This window comes from Thermocrinis albus DSM 14484 (assembly GCF_000025605.1).
Classification (GTDB): Bacteria; Aquificota; Aquificia; order Aquificales; family Aquificaceae; genus Thermocrinis; species Thermocrinis albus.
In genome coordinates this window covers 205,140-220,254 of the sequence record NC_013894.1, presented here as the reverse complement: position 1 = coordinate 220,254, position 15,115 = coordinate 205,140, and the positions used below count along the sequence as shown (strand labels likewise).

At 49.1% G+C, this 15,115-nt stretch carries 10 protein-coding genes and 1 pseudogene; all 11 read left to right on the top strand.

The genetic code is table 11. The features are described from left to right. The first annotated feature begins 56 nt into the window (after nt 1-56). Nucleotides 57-1,568, top strand: a complete 1,512-nt coding sequence (locus THAL_RS01115; RefSeq protein WP_012991268.1) for a hypothetical protein — start codon at nt 57-59, stop codon at nt 1,566-1,568. After that, nucleotides 1,565-3,724: a BadF/BadG/BcrA/BcrD ATPase family protein gene (locus THAL_RS01110; RefSeq protein WP_012991267.1), complete on the top strand. Its 2,160-nt coding sequence runs from the start codon at nt 1,565-1,567 to the stop codon at nt 3,722-3,724. Before THAL_RS01115 ends, THAL_RS01110 begins: the two co-directional genes overlap by 4 nt. Then, a complete protein-coding gene (locus tag THAL_RS01105; RefSeq protein ID WP_148209085.1) occupies nt 3,648-4,820 on the top strand; it encodes an acyl-CoA dehydratase activase-related protein in 1,173 nt (390 codons plus the stop codon). The genes THAL_RS01110 and THAL_RS01105 overlap by 77 nt, the downstream gene beginning before the upstream one ends. Before the next feature lie 6 nt (nt 4,821-4,826). Then, complete coding sequence (locus THAL_RS01100; RefSeq protein ID WP_012991265.1) at nt 4,827-5,822, top strand: 3-dehydroquinate synthase II; 996 nt, start codon at nt 4,827-4,829, stop codon at nt 5,820-5,822. Continuing rightward, nucleotides 5,819-6,664: a glycosyltransferase family 2 protein gene (locus tag THAL_RS01095; RefSeq protein WP_012991264.1), complete on the top strand. Its 846-nt coding sequence runs from the start codon at nt 5,819-5,821 to the stop codon at nt 6,662-6,664. Before THAL_RS01100 ends, THAL_RS01095 begins: the two co-directional genes overlap by 4 nt. Beyond that, on the top strand, nt 6,643-7,179 hold the full coding sequence (gene hpt / locus THAL_RS01090) for a hypoxanthine phosphoribosyltransferase (protein WP_012991263.1): 537 nt from the start codon (nt 6,643-6,645) through the stop codon (nt 7,177-7,179). Before THAL_RS01095 ends, hpt begins: the two co-directional genes overlap by 22 nt. A 7-nt stretch (nt 7,180-7,186) precedes the next feature. Then, nucleotides 7,187-9,466 (top strand): phenylalanine--tRNA ligase subunit beta, encoded by a 2,280-nt coding sequence (pheT, locus tag THAL_RS01085; RefSeq protein ID WP_012991262.1) that lies wholly within the window; start codon nt 7,187-7,189, stop codon nt 9,464-9,466. Between the two features lie 201 nt (nt 9,467-9,667). After that, nucleotides 9,668-10,243 (top strand): 5-formyltetrahydrofolate cyclo-ligase, encoded by a 576-nt coding sequence (locus tag THAL_RS01080; protein ID WP_012991261.1) that lies wholly within the window; start codon nt 9,668-9,670, stop codon nt 10,241-10,243. Beyond that, nucleotides 10,236-11,846 (top strand): ribonuclease Y, encoded by a 1,611-nt coding sequence (gene rny / locus THAL_RS01075; protein ID WP_012991260.1) that lies wholly within the window; start codon nt 10,236-10,238, stop codon nt 11,844-11,846. The genes THAL_RS01080 and rny overlap by 8 nt, the downstream gene beginning before the upstream one ends. Further along, nucleotides 11,827-14,373 (top strand): DNA mismatch repair protein MutS, encoded by a 2,547-nt coding sequence (gene mutS / locus THAL_RS01070; protein WP_012991259.1) that lies wholly within the window; start codon nt 11,827-11,829, stop codon nt 14,371-14,373. The genes rny and mutS overlap by 20 nt, the downstream gene beginning before the upstream one ends. Beyond that, nucleotides 14,367-15,104, top strand: a pseudogene (ispE, locus tag THAL_RS08555) (4-(cytidine 5'-diphospho)-2-C-methyl-D-erythritol kinase); the annotation flags it as partial. The gene mutS and the pseudogene ispE, both read left to right, overlap by 7 nt. Nucleotides 15,105-15,115: the final 11 nt, after the last annotated feature.

Genomic DNA, 15,115 nt, shown 5'->3' with positions numbered 1-15,115 from the left:
TCTTACATCCCTCCAACACCCGGTAAATTTATGGTAAAAACGTCAGGGGGAGAGTCATGAGAGGACAGCAGGATTATCTGGCATACAGACCAAGGCCTTTCAGGAAGGAGGAGAGATCCAAGGTTACCCTTCTGTACGGAGGTCTTACCTGGAAGCACGAGAGATTACTGCAGGGAGCTCTTGAGAATATGGGCTATAGAGCTAAGCCGTTACCTCAGATAGAGAGGAAGGATTTGGATATAGGTAAGGAATTTGTAGATGTAGGTGCGTGCTGCCCCACCACTTTTACAGCGGGTAACTTGGCAAGAACTCTGGAAACTCTTAAGAAAGAAGAAGGGGAAGATGGGGTGAAGGAGAACTACGTTTTTGTCACTGTAGGTGCTTGTGGGCCCTGCAGGTTCGGGCAGTATCATGAATCCTACGAGAGGGTCCTTGAGGGACTTAATCTGAGAGAGTTCAGAATGTACCTGTTGGATCTTATGCGTATGGAGCAGGCGGTGGAAGGGGGTGGTCTGGAGATAAACACGCCCCTGACGCTGGGACTCTTCATGGGTATGTTCTTGGGAGATCTCATAACCGATATGGAGTACAGCACGAGACCTTACGAAAAGGAGCAGGGAAAGACCGATAAGGTGGTGGAGGAGAGCATCCAAATCCTCTACGAGGCCCTCAAAAACAGACCTTTGAGGGGTAAAAAGTGGGGAAATCTTCTGTGGCATCTGTTTACCGATTACTTTACAAAGGCTTTGAAAGAGGTTAAGAAGCTTTGGGACGAGGTGGAGGTGGACAGACTCCAACCCAAACCAAAGGTGAAGATAACGGGAGAGTTCTGGCTTCAGACCCACGAAGGTGAAGGTAACTACAATATAAAAAGATGGTTGGAGAGGGAGGGGGCTGAGGTCATACCTCCGCCTGTAGCCGTGTGGATGGATTATCTGATTCATATGGAGATCTTTAAGCTAGAGGATGCGAAACCCTTCGTGAAGGGTTATTTCCTCAAGAAGACGGTGGCAACTTTGGTGGCCTATCTTTATAGAAGAACTTACGACAGACTCCGAAAGGCTCTTGGAAACATTCCAAACCCTCTGCCTTCCCAGAGAGAGCTGCGCCGTTTGGCGGAACCTTACTTTCATTACCGCCTCACAGGTGGTGAAGGACACATGCTGATAGGTAAGGCTCTGTACGCTCTAAAACACAAACAGGCTCATATGATATGCGAACTGTCACCTTACGGATGTTTGCCCAACACTATGTCGGTGGGTGCCATGGCAAAGGTTTTGGCTGATTATCCTCACCTGCTCTATGCACCCATAGAGGTAAAAGGTGACGCAGAGGTCCACGCTCTCTCCCGTTGTCAGATGGTGCTCACGGAGGCTAAGAAAAGAGCTAAGGAGGAGTTTTACCAAGTGTTGGAGATGACTGGTCTTACCTTGGAGAGGATCAGGGAATTTGAGGAGGATAACCCTCATATAAGGAGAGCCACCTATCACGTACCTCGTTACGGTTTTGTTGGGACAGCTGCCAATTACGTGTATCACGTGGCACAACTTATGAGGGGTAGAAGATGATAGTGGGTATAGATGTGGGAAGTACCACATGTAAGTATGTCCTCGTGGACGACAACGGTAACATCTTGGATAAAGCTTACGAACGCCATAACACTCACACTGCAGAGAAGGTTTTGGAGTTCTTAATTAGGTTGGAAGAGAAATACCATCTCAGTCCTGGTAAGGACAGGGTCTATTTTACAGGCTCTGGGGCGAGTTTCATACACACCTTGGTGGGGGGCAGGTTTCTGCAGGAAGTTGTGGCGGTTTCTACAGCGGTGGAGAAGCTCCATCCTGATGTTAGGTTCGTCAGCGAGATAGGTGGTGAGGATATGAAGGCGGTTTTCATAAGGGAAATAGACGGAAGAAGGACGAAACAGGTGGTTATGCAGAACGCCTGCGCAGGAGGGACAGGTACCTTTATAGAGAAAACGGCGAGAAAACTGGGTATTCCCCCTGAGAAACTTATGTATATGGGATACAAAGGTTACAGTATTCACAGGGTGAGTTCCAAGTGTGGTATCTTTGCAGAGGCAGATGTGAACACCCTCATAAAGGCGGGTGTGCCGGTAGAAGAAGTTATGGCTTCCCTCTTTGACGCTGTAGTTTACCAAAACCTTACGCAGCTTACAAAAGGTAACACACCTTATCCTAAGGTGTTGCTGTTGGGGGGCCCTAATCTCTTCTTCAGAGGCCTGAGGGAGGCTTGGATGGTACATTTACAGAGACTTTGGAAAGAGAGAGGTGTAGGAGACTTCAGCGATCAGGAGATGGAAGAGCTGGTGGTAGTTCCCGAAAACTCTCTGTATTACGCCTCCCTTGGATGTGTTCTGACCGCCATGGAAGAGGAAGGAGGTGTTTATCAGGGTACAGAAAAACTCCGTTGGTGGGTGGAGGAAGGTCAGTACCAGCAGAAGTTGAAGGAAGGTAAAGGTGGGCTCGTGAGGTCTCCCAAGGAGTTAGAGAGTTTTCTTAAGAAGTACAGCAGCAGCTTCTCTCGTGTTACACCTAAAAAGGTTGACAAGATAGTGGTGGGATGTGACTTTGGTTCCACCAGTGCTAAGGCTGTGTGCCTTTCTGAAGAGGGTCAGGTAGTTTACACCTGCTACACCCTTAGCAAGGGTAACCCCATAGAGGATGCTCGCTCCATCTTCGGTCAGATACGTGCCTTTATGGGCGATGTTCAAGTGCTGGCATTAGGTGTCACAGGATACGGCAAGGACCTGATGGGAAGTGTGCTGGGTGCTGATGTAACGGTGGTTGAGACTGTGGCGCATGCTACCGCAGGGCTGCACTTTTTCCCCGATGCTGATTGTATATGCGATGTGGGTGGTGTGGATGTTAAGATCCTGATACTGCGTAACGGCTCCGTTGTAGACTTCAGGTTAAACTCCCAGTGTTCTTCAGGAAACGGGGCTTTCCTGCAGGGTGTGGCCGAAAGGTTCCAGATACCTCTGGAAGAGGTAGCAGATAGGGCTTTTTCTGCGAAGGCTGTACCATCCTTCAGTATGGGATGTGGAGTTTTCCTTCAGAGCGACATAGTAAACCAACAGAGAAAAGGCTGGAAAGCGGAGGAAATACTGGCGGGTCTGTGTGCCGTTCTACCCCTCAACGTTTGGGTGTATGCGGGAAACATCAACAATCTGGCTCAGGTGGGCAGAAAGTTTATACTTCAGGGTGGCACTCACCGTAATCTGGCGGTGGTGAAGGCGCAGGTGGATTTTATAACGTCCCGTGTCCCAGACGCTGAGGTGTACCTGCATCCCTTCCCTGGAGAGGCGGGTGCGCTGGGTGTAGCCCTTCTGGCACTGGAGTATTACCGTAGAGGTAACAAAAGCAACTTTCGTGGCTTCCCCCTTCTAGAGAAACTCAACTACAGGGCCACCACTGACTCACGTACCGTCTGCAGGTGGTGTCCCATCCATTGTCAGAGAACCTTCATAGACGTAGATGTAGGTTATGGCGAGGGAAGAGAATGGAGTCAGGTACCTCTCGAAAAAGGATGGATAAGGTTAATTGTGGGTAACGCATGTCCCAAAGGACTGGTGGAGGATGAAAGAGAGCTGGCCGTTATAAAAGAGAGATTGAGGAGGGTGCAGAATGAGTTTCCTAACGTCGCTCACTTTGTTAAAAAGGAGGCCTTCAGGTACAGAAAGGAAAAGCAGGGAGTGGGTTAAGGTAGGTATACCCAGGTTCCTGAACGTGTGGGGAACAGCACCTTTCTGGACAGCCTTTTTCCAGAGTCTTGGAGTGGGTAAGGTGGTCTTCAGCTCGGAGACTTCGGAGGAGCAGTACAGAACCTACGGTAAAGGTAGAGTAACGATGGACAGCTGTTATCCGGTAAAAGCCCTTGCCGGACATATAGGAGAGTTACTTCATAAGGACATAAACTTACTGGTGGTCCCCATGATATACTCCCTTCCCTCCTTCCTAAAGGGTTATGTTCAGGACACCTTGTCCTGTACGAGGGTGATGATGGCACCTGAGAACATAAAGGCAGGCTTTCTACGGGAGGGTGATGAGTTTGCAAAGAGAGGAATAAGGTACGTATCTCCCTTCGTCCCCTTCGGTGAGCCAGAACTTCTGCCCCTGTATCTTTACCGAGCCCTACGTTCTGCAATTGAGGATATAACGATGGAGGAAGTTAAGCTGGCCGTTGAGGAAGGCTTCAAAGCCCTTAGGGAGTTTGACAGAAAGGCCAGAGAGCTTTCCTTGAAAATTATAAGATGGTGCACCACCAACAACAGGCCCGCCGTTCTGATCTTAGCAAGACCGTACCACATGGATCCGGGTATAGGCCATGAGATAGATGCAGAATTTCAGCTACTGGGATATCCGGTGTTATGGTACAACTACCTACCGCTGGAGGATTGGCTTTTGAACTGGCTCTTTGGAAAAGATGTGGAAGAAGGAAGAATAAGACATCCCCTTGACATCTCCGATGTGTGGACTTCTTCGTACAGTTCTAATACCAACGAGATCATATGGGGTGCCAAGTTCGGTAGTAGACTTCCCTGGATAACCGCCGTGATAAGGCTCTCCTCCTACGAGTGCGGCATGGACCAACCTACCTTCACCCCCGTTCAGCGTATTGTGGAAAGTTCGGGAACTATGTTCTTCAAGTTTGGTGAGCTTGACGAGACAAAACCTTCGGGAAGTGTGAGGATAAGGGTGGAGACTATAGCCTACTACCTCCAACAGTATTCCCAGAAGATTATCGAAGCTAAGCTGAAGAGACTACCTCCTGTACCACACCAGCTGGTGGTATACTAAAACTCTATGAAGGAACTGTGGGTTTGGCCAGATGTGCCCGACAAAAATGTGGTAACCGCGGCTATAGAAGCCGGTGCCAAAGTTTTGGTGCTTTCAAAACCAGAGGATGTGAAAGAGGTCAAAAAACTCAGTAGGATCCTGGTGGCAGGTCCGGAAGGTGATCTCAAAGAAGGTGAGGACTACGTGTATGTTCTCATAAAGGGAAAAGAGGATGAGGAGCGTGCCGCCAAGTTCGCGCCTCATGTTAAGGTGGTGGTGGAGACCACCGACTGGACCATTATACCCCTTGAGAACCTTATAGCCCAAAGGGAGGAGCTTTACGCCGTTGTGAGAAACGAAGAGCAGGCCAAGACAGCCATCAAGATTCTGGAAAAGGGGGTCAAGGGTGTGGTCTTGAGAACCTCGGATCCAGATCTGGTGAGAAAAGTGGCCAGAGTTTTGGAAGAGGAAGAGGAAACCATACCTCTGGTGAAGGTGCGCATAACCAGGGTGCTACCCCTCGGACTGGGAGACAGGGTGTGCGTAGACACCACGTCTCTCCTGAAGAGGGGAGAGGGCATGTTGGTGGGTAACTCTTCGGGGGGTATGTTTTTGGTACATGCCGAGACAGAAGAGAACCCTTACGTGGCGTCAAGACCTTTCCGTGTGAACGCAGGTGCCGTTCATATGTACATAAGAGTTCCGGAAAACAGAACGCGCTACCTGTGTGAGCTTAAAGCGGGAGATGAGGTTATGGTATATGACCACACAGGTAAGGGAAGGGTCGTTTACGTGGGAAGGGCTAAGGTGGAGAGAAGACCCATGCTTCTGGTGGAGGGTAAGGTAAACGGTAAAAAGGTGAGTGCTATTCTCCAAAACGCAGAAACTATAAGATTGGTCAAACCTGATGGTAATCCTGTGTCGGTGGTGGAACTCAAGGAAGGAGACGAGGTTTTAGGTTATGTGGAAGAAGCCGGCAGACACTTCGGTATGAAGGTGGAGGAGACCATCTTAGAGAAGTGAAGGTATCTGTAGTTATTCCCGTTTATAACGGTGAAAACTTTGTGGCCAGAGCCATTGAGTCCGCTCTGGCTCAAACTTATCCCGTGGAGGTGGTTGTGGTGGATGATGCCTCCACCGATAACACATCCAAGATAGTGAGTTCTTACCCTGTGGTGTATTACAGAAACCAGTACCGACAGGAGAGGTGTTTATCTCGCAACCTAGGTGTGGAGATAAGTTCCGGTGATGTTATATTCTTTCTGGATCACGATGATCTTTGGGACAAAGACCACGTGATTCGTATGCTGTCCCTGTTGGAAGATGCGCAGGTGCTTTACTCTGTGCCGCGCACCTTTGTGGATGGTGAGGGGAGGGTTATAAGAAGATCCCATAAAAAAATACCCAAAGATCCCCTTCTTCTCCTCTTTGGTGGAGAGGTGGGCTACCCTTCTGCCTGTGCCTTCAGAAGAAATGCCTTTCTGGGTTATAGAAACGAATACCTACATAGAGAGGACTGGGAATTACTCCTCAGAAGTGCTGTAAACGGTTTGAAAATAAAGATAGTGGACACAGACACCGTTATGATAAGGGATCATCCTCACAGAAACAGTTATAAGAACATAAAGCTATACACAGTTACCCTCAAGATCTACGAGGATTATGTGGGTAGAATACCTGTACAGTATGTGCCGGCTTTTACCTTTCATGTGGGTGACGTGTGTCTGCGTTTTGGAGACTTTAAGAGGGGTTGGGCCTTTGTGTTTAAAGCCTTTACCGCGCAGCCTTCTATCCTGATGGATAAAAGGCGGATTTTAAATCTTCTTAAGAGGGGGTTCCGACTATGGAGAAGACTCCCAGTATAAAGGGCAGGCCGTTGAAACTCCTCATACCTGAAAGGAAAATAAAGACAAGGGTACGCCAGCTGGCTAAACGCATACAGCGAGATATGGGGGGACCCTTCTTGGTGGTGGGGCTTCTGAAGGGCTCCTTCATCTTTGTGGCTGACCTGATACGCTTTATGGAGATCCCTGTGCAGGTGGACTTTATGTGGGTCTCCAGTTATGGATCTTCTCAGGAGAGTGAAGGGAACGTAAGGGTCATACAGGATCTGAGTGTGGACATAAAAAACAGAAAGGTGTTGCTGGTAGATGATATACTTGATACAGGTTACACCCTCAGGGAGATAGTGGAACTCCTTAGGTTGCGTGAACCTGCAGATCTGAAGGTATGCGTCCTCTTGGATAAGAAACCGAGGAGAAAGGTACACGTAGATGTGGATTACGTAGGTTTTGAGGTGCCGGATATGTTTCTGGTAGGTTACGGTCTTGACTGGGATGAGGAAGGCAGAAACCTGAGAGGTATCTACGGCGTAGTATAATAGTCTCATGATAGTCCCCTTCTCTCTTCTTTCTCAGCTGGTGGACACAGAGGGATTAAAGCCGGAGGAGATAGCTCACCGACTAACTCTTTGCAGCGCGGAGACCAGCTTACTGGTGTGGGAGAGGGACATAGAGGGAGTTTTGGTAGGTAAAGTACTGAGTTGTGAACCCCATCCCTCCGACATAGGTCTCCTTTTGGTGAAAGTTTACACAGGTAGGGAGACCCTTCAGGTGATCACCCGTGACGGTGGAGTTAAAGAGGGACACTTGGTCTTGTTGGCACCTGCAGGATCTTTCGTTATGGGTAAGCGCGTGGAGAAAAGGACCATAGGTGGTGTGGTTTCGGAGGGTGTACTTCTCTCTTACCAAGACCTTAAGCTGGAGGACTCGGAGCAGGGTGTTATAAAGTGGATGGATGACACACCTCTCGGAACAAGTGGGAGGGATCTCCTATCCTTTGGGGAGATTCTTTTGGAGATAGATGTGACACCCAACAGAGGAGATCTTCTGAGTGTGAGGGGTGTGGCTCGTGAAGTGGCGGCTCTTTTCGGAAGACCTATGCTGAAGGAAGATACACCCACCTTTGAGGAGACAGGTAGTCTGGACATAGAGGTACATGACGGGGACTGCAAACGCTACAGGGGTGTCTACATAGAGAAGGTGAAGGTGGGACCTTCTCCTCTCTGGCTTAAGAAAGTCTTGTGGCAGTGTGGCATGAAAAGCATCAACAACGTGGTAGACGTGACCAACTACATAACCATTAGAGACGGACAACCCCTTCATGCTTTCGATATGGACCAAGTAAAGGGTGGTATAAGGGTAAGATCTGCTGAAGAAGGCGAAAGATTAATCACATTGGCCCACCAGGAGATAACCCTTACCAAAGAAGATCTCGTCATAGCGGATCAAGAGAGACCTCTTGCACTGGCGGGAGTGATAGGTGGTCTGGACAGTGGTGTGACTCACTCCACCAACAAGATTCTGTTGGAATCGGCCTTCTTTGATCCCGTGAGGGTTAGACGTTCAGCCAAAAGGCACAAAATCCAGACAGAGAGCTCTTATCGCTTTGAGAGGGGTGTAGATATAGAAGGTGTAGCCTTCTATCAGAACTCAGCGGTGGATTTAATCCTCCGCCTGGCTGGTGGCCAGCTGGTAGCCGTCAAGGACATCTACCCAACACCTTACACCCCAAAAACCATCATGGTGACCATCGGTAAGATGGAGAGGTACACAGGCAAAAGGTGGGATCTAAGAGAACTTCAAAAACGGCTTGAGCCACTAGGTTTTCAGACAAACCTTCTACGGTGTGGTCTTGAGGTGAAGGTGCCTTCCTGGAGGAGTTTTGACATAAAGGAAGATGTGGATGTTTTGGAAGAGATCTTGAGGTTAGAGGGATATGATCAACTACCTTCCCATCCTCTTTACTTACCTGCCAGAGTATCTTTCCCAAGCTCGGAGGTGGAAAGATGGGCAGACTTTCTCGCCCACGTAGGTTTTAGAGAGGTCATCACTTTCAGTTTTGAAGATGACCAGCTTTATCATCTCCTCAACTTGGAGAGACCTACACTGAGCCTTGTGAACCCTCTGGCTAAGTCTCAGAGTTACATGAGATCTTCCTTAGTGCCATCTCTTCTGCGCACGTGCCTTTACAACCAGAGGAACTACAACCAGCAGGTGGCCATCTTTGAACTGGGGAAAGTATACCACAAAGATGGAGAGGAACTGAGGTTGGGTCTTCTCTCCACCAATCTTCACAGCGTGGAGGAGTTTAAAAACATAGTCTACCGTCTCTTGGAAGGTTACCACCTGGAGACAGAGTTTTCTGCAATACCTTTCCTACATCCCCACCTACAGGTTCTTTTGAAGGTAGAAGATGAGGTTATCGGTTTCATGGGAAGGCTGCACCCTGCGCTAGAAGAAAAGTTGGAGATAAAGGGAAAGGTACTTCTGGCGGAGCTCAGGCCCCCCTCTTCTGGAAAAAAGAGGGAAGAACTTGGCACCGTGTCTCCATTTCCACCCGTGGTGAGGGACATATCCCTGGTTATGGACAAGGAGGTTTCTGTGGCTAAATTAATATCCAGTATCAGGAGAATGGAAGGAGTAGAGGACGTGAGTGTTTTTGATGTTTACATAGACCCTGTAATTATAGGGGAAGGCAAGAAGAGCGTGAGCTTCAGGTTGATACTGAGAAGTAATGAAAGAAGTATGTCGGACGAGGAGGCCAACGCTCTGGTAGACAGAGTGGTGCGCCTTCTTGAGGAAACTTATGGTGTGAGGCTCAGGTAAAGCCTGCCCTGTGGGTGGTGGAGAGGTTTTTATTGGGGTCCACAAAGTGAGGCCTTAGGGAGTCCGGTCTCCGGGACGGCTCCACCGAGGGCTTCCCGGGAGGGCACCCACCTATGGAGATCTGGGGCCCACAGTTGCCTCTTCTGCCACCCCATGGGTGGGTTTCTATCTTGCCTTCCCCTCCGTTAAGGAGGCGGAAGAATGACTACTATCACAAAAAACGACCTTAGAAGGACTCTTCTCCGAAAGAGGAGGAGTCTGACAGCGGACCTGCGTCAAGAGTTTTCGGATAGGATCCTCAGACACCTTCTCTCTTTGGACCTTTTTTGTAACGCCAAGAGCATACTACTCTTCTGTCCCTTTGATAACGAGCCGGACATTACCCCGGCCTTTGACTATGTTCTCAAGGAAGGGAAGAGTCTTGTGTTACCCAAGGTGGAAGGTGACCATCTACTGTTACTGAAGACAGAAAGACTGGAGGATCTTAGGGTGGGAGCTTTCTGCATAAGGGAACCGGTAGAGGGTGAAAAAGTGGAGCCTGAGGATCTGGATCTGGCGGTGGTGCCGGGTGTTGCCTTTGATAGAAGGGGGTATCGTCTGGGTATGGGTAAAGGATACTACGACAGGCTTCTGGTAAGGGTAAAAGCTCCAAAAGTAGGTGTAGCTTACAGCTTTCAAGTCTTAGAAAGAATACCCGTAGACCCGTGGGACCAGAAGGTGGATCTGGTCATCACGGAGGAAGGAATTCTACCAACAGGAGGTGTGAACCATGATTAACGTAGTTCTAGCATCGTCCCTTTTCTTGATTTTAGGTATGGCCGTGGGTTGGTGGCTGGGCAAGAGGAAGAGGGATATAGATGTCCAAGCTATTTTGGAGAAAGCCAAGGAGGAGGCCAGACAGATAAAGGAAGAGGCCCAGAGGGAGGCCCAGCGCATAACTCAAACGGCCTCTGAAGAGGTGGAGAGGATCATCCGACTGGCCAAAGAGGAGGCTCAGAGCATCAAGGAGGAAGCAGAGAGGAAATTAAAGGAGAGGGAAAGCTGGGTGGCTCAAAAAGAGCAGACTTTGGATAGGAGACTCAGCGCTCTGGAGAAGAGGGAAGAGGAACTCTACAGGAGAGAGAAGGAGATAAGGGAGTTGGAGAAACAGCTGGATCTGGCACAGAGGGAGATAGAGAGAAGGATAAAAGATCTGGAAGAGAAGGAGAAGGAGATAGAAACCCTCCGTCAGCGTGAGCTTCTTGAACTTCAGAGGATAGCGTCTCTCACTATGGAAGAGGCCCGAATAGAGGTGCTACGCAAAGCAGAGGAAGAAGCCAGAGTGGAGGCTATAAGGGTTATGAAGAGGATAGAGGAAGAGGCCCGTCAGATGGCTCAGATGGAGGCGAAAAAGATAGTGGCCACAGCCATACAGAGACTCGCCCCCGAAATAGCCATCAACTACACCACCACCACCGTAGAACTTCCCTCCAACGACTTTAAGGGTAGGATCATAGGAAGAGAGGGAAGAAACATAAGAACCTTTGAACTCCTCACAGGTGTTGATCTCATCATAGATGACACACCCGACATAGTCACCATATCCTCTTTTGACCCCTTGAGGAGAGCGATAGCAAAGGAAGCCCTTGAGAAACTGATAGAAGACGGAAGGATACACCCCGCCAGGATAGAAGAGGTTGTCACCGAGGTAAAGAGGGAGTTTGATGAAAAGATCAGGAAGATGGGAGAGGAGACATGTGTGGAGCTTGGTCTTTACGATATAAACCCCGGTCTTTACTACTACATAGGTAAACTGTACTTCAGGACCAGCTACTCTCAGAACGTGCTACTCCATTCTAAGGAAGTGGCCTACCTGGCAGGCCTCATGGCCGAAGAGCTGGGTTTGGATGCCAAGATGGCCCGTAGGGCTGGACTTCTTCACGACATAGGGAAAGCTGTGTCCCACGAACTGGGAGGTTCCCACACCGACATAGGTATAGAGCTCTGTAAAAAGTACGGAGAGCCGGATCCCGTGCTGAACGCTATAAAAGCTCACCACAACGAGGAACCTGTGAGATACCCTGAGGTGGCTTTAGTGTGTGCAGCGGATGCCCTCTCAGCAGCAAGGCCTGGAGCCAGAAGAGAGAGCCTTGAGGCCTACATCAAAAGGTTAGAAAAACTGGAAGAGGTAGTAAAGTCCTTTAAAGGTGTTGCCAACGCCTACGCTGTGCAGGCGGGTAGAGAGATAAGAGTTATAGTCAACCCTGAGGAGATCTCCGACGAGGAGGCTTACGTGCTGTCTAAGGAGATAGCCCGTAAGATCGAAGAGGAGGTAGACTTCCCAGGTCAGGTGAAGGTGGTGGTTATAAGGGAGGTCAGGCATGTGGAGTACGCCAAGTGATGACCTAACTCCCATGCTGGCCCAGTATCATGCGTTAAAACAACAGTACTCTGACTGTCTTCTCTTCTTCCGGTTGGGGGACTTTTATGAACTTTTCTACGAAGATGCTCAGATAGGCTCCAAGGAGTTGGGCTTGGTGCTCACGTCACGACCAGCTGGCAAAGGGAAGGAGAGGATACCTATGTGTGGTGTACCTTATCACTCGGCTTCCTCTTACATATCCCGTCTCGTCAGTAAGGGATACAAAGTGGCTCTGTGCGAACAACTGGAAGACGCTTCTCAGGCCAAGGGTATAGTGAGGAGAGACGTAATAAGGGTCATAACACCCGGTACTTACTTTGAAAAGGAAGTGTGCGGCGTAGCCGCCGTTTACGTAAAAAACAAAAAACACCACTGCGCTTATCTTAACCCCTCCACCGGTGAGTTTGTGGCCGGTAGTTTCTCATCGGAAGGTGCCCAAGAGTTCCTCCTTAAGTTTTCTCCCAAGGAGCTTCTGGTACTTCCCAACTATCCCACGGAGAAACTCCAGAAGATACTGAAGGTTTTTATAAATCCCATAAAGGAGGAGGACGTAGAGGAAGGATACAGGCTCCTTAAGGAAGATATGGGTGTTTATCATCCTACTGCTCTTGGTTTTGAAGAAGAAGGACCTCTCTATGCCTGTGGTGTACTTTACAGATACCTGAAGATCACACAGAAGGGTTTTATGCCCCTCGTAGGGAGACCAAAGCCTTACTCGGATGAAGGTTACGTAAGGATAGATTACAGAACGAGGAGGGGTCTTGAGCTGATAGAGAGTTACGAAGGACGAGAGGATCTTTCCCTCCTCGGTGTAATAGACAGAACCCTCACCTCCATGGGCAGAAGACTCCTGCGATTCTATCTTCTTCACCCTTTCGGTAAAAGGGAGAAGATCTTGAAAGTTCAGGAAGCGGTGGAAGAGCTTCTAAAGGACAGGGAGCTTCTGAAAGATGTTAGAGAAGTATTGGAAGGCATGCCGGATTTAGAGAGACTTGTTTCTCGTATAAGTGGAAACGTAGCCACACCCAGAGACCTAGTTCTCCTAAAGAAGGCTGCGGAGAAGGTCTCAAAGCTCAAAGCTCTGTTGATGGAAAGGGCAAAGTCTCAGCTACTCAGAGAACTGGCGGAGAAGATGGAGGATCTGGAAGATCTTAGAAGAGATATAGACAACACCTTAGTAGAGGACCCTCCCCTTCATGTGAAGGAGGGTGGTCTCATAAAGGAGGGTGTGAATCCTACACTGGATGAGTTGAGAAGTATAAAGGAAAAGGGTGAACAGATCCTTAGGGAGTACGAAGACAGACTCAGAAGGGAAACAGGTATCAACAGTCTGAAGATAGGTTTTAACAAAGTGATGGGCTACTACATAGAGGTCACAAAACCCAACCTGCGTTTCGTACCCTCTTACTTTAAGAGACGTCAGACCCTTTCTTCTGGTGAGAGGTTCACCACACAGGAACTTGAGACCCTGGAGGAGAAACTCCTGTCTGCCGATGTACGCATCAAAGAGTTAGAGTATCAACTCTTTCTACAGCTCAGAGAACGGGTTTTGGAAAAACTCCCCGCCGTTTCCTCCACAGCGTCACCTGTTGCTCACGTAGATTACCTCCAGTCCTTAGCTTACGTAGCCCTTCAGAAGGGTTGGATAAAACCCCAAATGGTGGAAGAGCCAGTCCTCCATATAGAGGAAGGCAGGCATCCGGTGGTGGAAGCTTACGTAAAGGACTTTGTACCCAACGACACTCACATGGATGAATCTAGTTTTGTGTACATTATCACAGGCCCTAACATGGCTGGTAAGTCCAGCTACATAAGACAGGTAGCTCTCCTCACTCTTTTGGCTCATATGGGATCTTTCCTTCCCTGCCGCTCTGCTCGTATAGGCATAGTCTCCTCCATACATGCTAGGGTAGGTTCGGGTGATGTTCTGGCTTTGGGTATATCCACCTTCATGAACGAGATGCTGGAGGTGGCAGGTATTCTGTCTTCCGCAGACAGAAGAAGCCTCATAGTGCTGGATGAGGTGGGTAGAGGAACATCTACCCACGATGGTATAGCTATATCCAAAGCTATAGTGGAGTACATCGTTCGTAAAATAGGGGCAAGGACCTTAGTTGCCACCCACTACACAGAACTTACAGAACTGGAAGATAAGCTACCCCACGTGGTGAACTATCATATGGCTGTATCCCGTGATGGTTCCCAAATAAAGTTTCTGTACCGACTCAGGAGAGGCAAAGCAGAGGCCAGTTTGGGTATATACGTGGCCAAGATGGCGGGTCTACCTCAAGAGGTGGTAAACAGAGCTCAGGAACTTCTGTCAGAACCCATTTTGGAGAAGGTGTACGAAAAGAGTCAAGAGGAGGAAGCTAAGAGACTTACGGAAGAAATTCTACGCCTCATAGAAGGCATAGACATAGCCACCACCACACCTTTGGATGCTCTTATAACACTGGCCAGGCTTAAGGAAATGGTAAAGAATATAAGGTACACTCACAAATGGTGAGGAAGTTTATCTCTCCCGCCAAGCTGAACCTAGGTCTTTGGATTTTGGGGAAAAGGCCTGATGGGTATCATGAGATCTTCACCATCTATCAGGCCATCAGTCTGTGGGACGAGATATACGTAAAGGAAGGACCCCTGAAGGTTGAGACTTCCATAGATATACCTCAAGAGGAGAATCTGGTTTACAAGGCTCTGATGGAACTGCAGAAAGTTACAGGAAAAGAGATAGAGGTAAGCGTTTACATCCAGAAGCGTATACCTGTAGGTGGCGGGTTAGGTGGAGGTTCCTCCAATGTGGCCACAGTTCTTAAGGCGGTGAACCAACTTTTGGGACTATCCCTCTCTCAGGAGGAACTGGCTTACGTGGCAGGCAAGGTCTCCTCCGACGCCCCCTTTTTCTTATGGGGTGGCAGCGCGATCGGTGAGGGAAGAGGAGAGAAGATAACACCGGTGGAGCTTCCTCACGCTGTATTCACGGTGATATATCCGGGAGTGTCGGTATCCACCCGGTGGGTTTACCGACATGTAGGACAGGAAGAATTGACAGACAGGGTGGACAGTGATAAAATAATAAGCTTGCTGAAGGAAGGGCGTTGGGAAGTTTTGGAGAACGCCTTGGGAAGGCTGGCGGCAAGGCTGGTGCCTGCCGTGGGTGAGGTGGTGAGGTTTTTGGAAGATTTAGGCTACAGGGGTTTGGTAAGTGGATCTGGAGCGTGTGTGTTTTACGTGGGAAGGTTGGACGA

Coding starts and splice junctions, on each gene's coding strand:
- THAL_RS01105 (WP_148209085.1), top strand. CDS start 3,648: ATGAGTTTCCTAACGTCGCTCACTTTGTTAAAAAGGAGGCCTTCAGGT.
- mutS (WP_012991259.1), top strand. CDS start 11,827: ATGTGGAGTACGCCAAGTGATGACCTAACTCCCATGCTGGCCCAGTAT.
- THAL_RS01115 (WP_012991268.1), top strand. CDS start 57: ATGAGAGGACAGCAGGATTATCTGGCATACAGACCAAGGCCTTTCAGG.
- THAL_RS01110 (WP_012991267.1), top strand. CDS start 1,565: ATGATAGTGGGTATAGATGTGGGAAGTACCACATGTAAGTATGTCCTC.
- THAL_RS01080 (WP_012991261.1), top strand. CDS start 9,668: ATGACTACTATCACAAAAAACGACCTTAGAAGGACTCTTCTCCGAAAG.
- pheT (WP_012991262.1), top strand. CDS start 7,187: ATGATAGTCCCCTTCTCTCTTCTTTCTCAGCTGGTGGACACAGAGGGA.
- hpt (WP_012991263.1), top strand. CDS start 6,643: ATGGAGAAGACTCCCAGTATAAAGGGCAGGCCGTTGAAACTCCTCATA.
- rny (WP_012991260.1), top strand. CDS start 10,236: ATGATTAACGTAGTTCTAGCATCGTCCCTTTTCTTGATTTTAGGTATG.
- THAL_RS01100 (WP_012991265.1), top strand. CDS start 4,827: ATGAAGGAACTGTGGGTTTGGCCAGATGTGCCCGACAAAAATGTGGTA.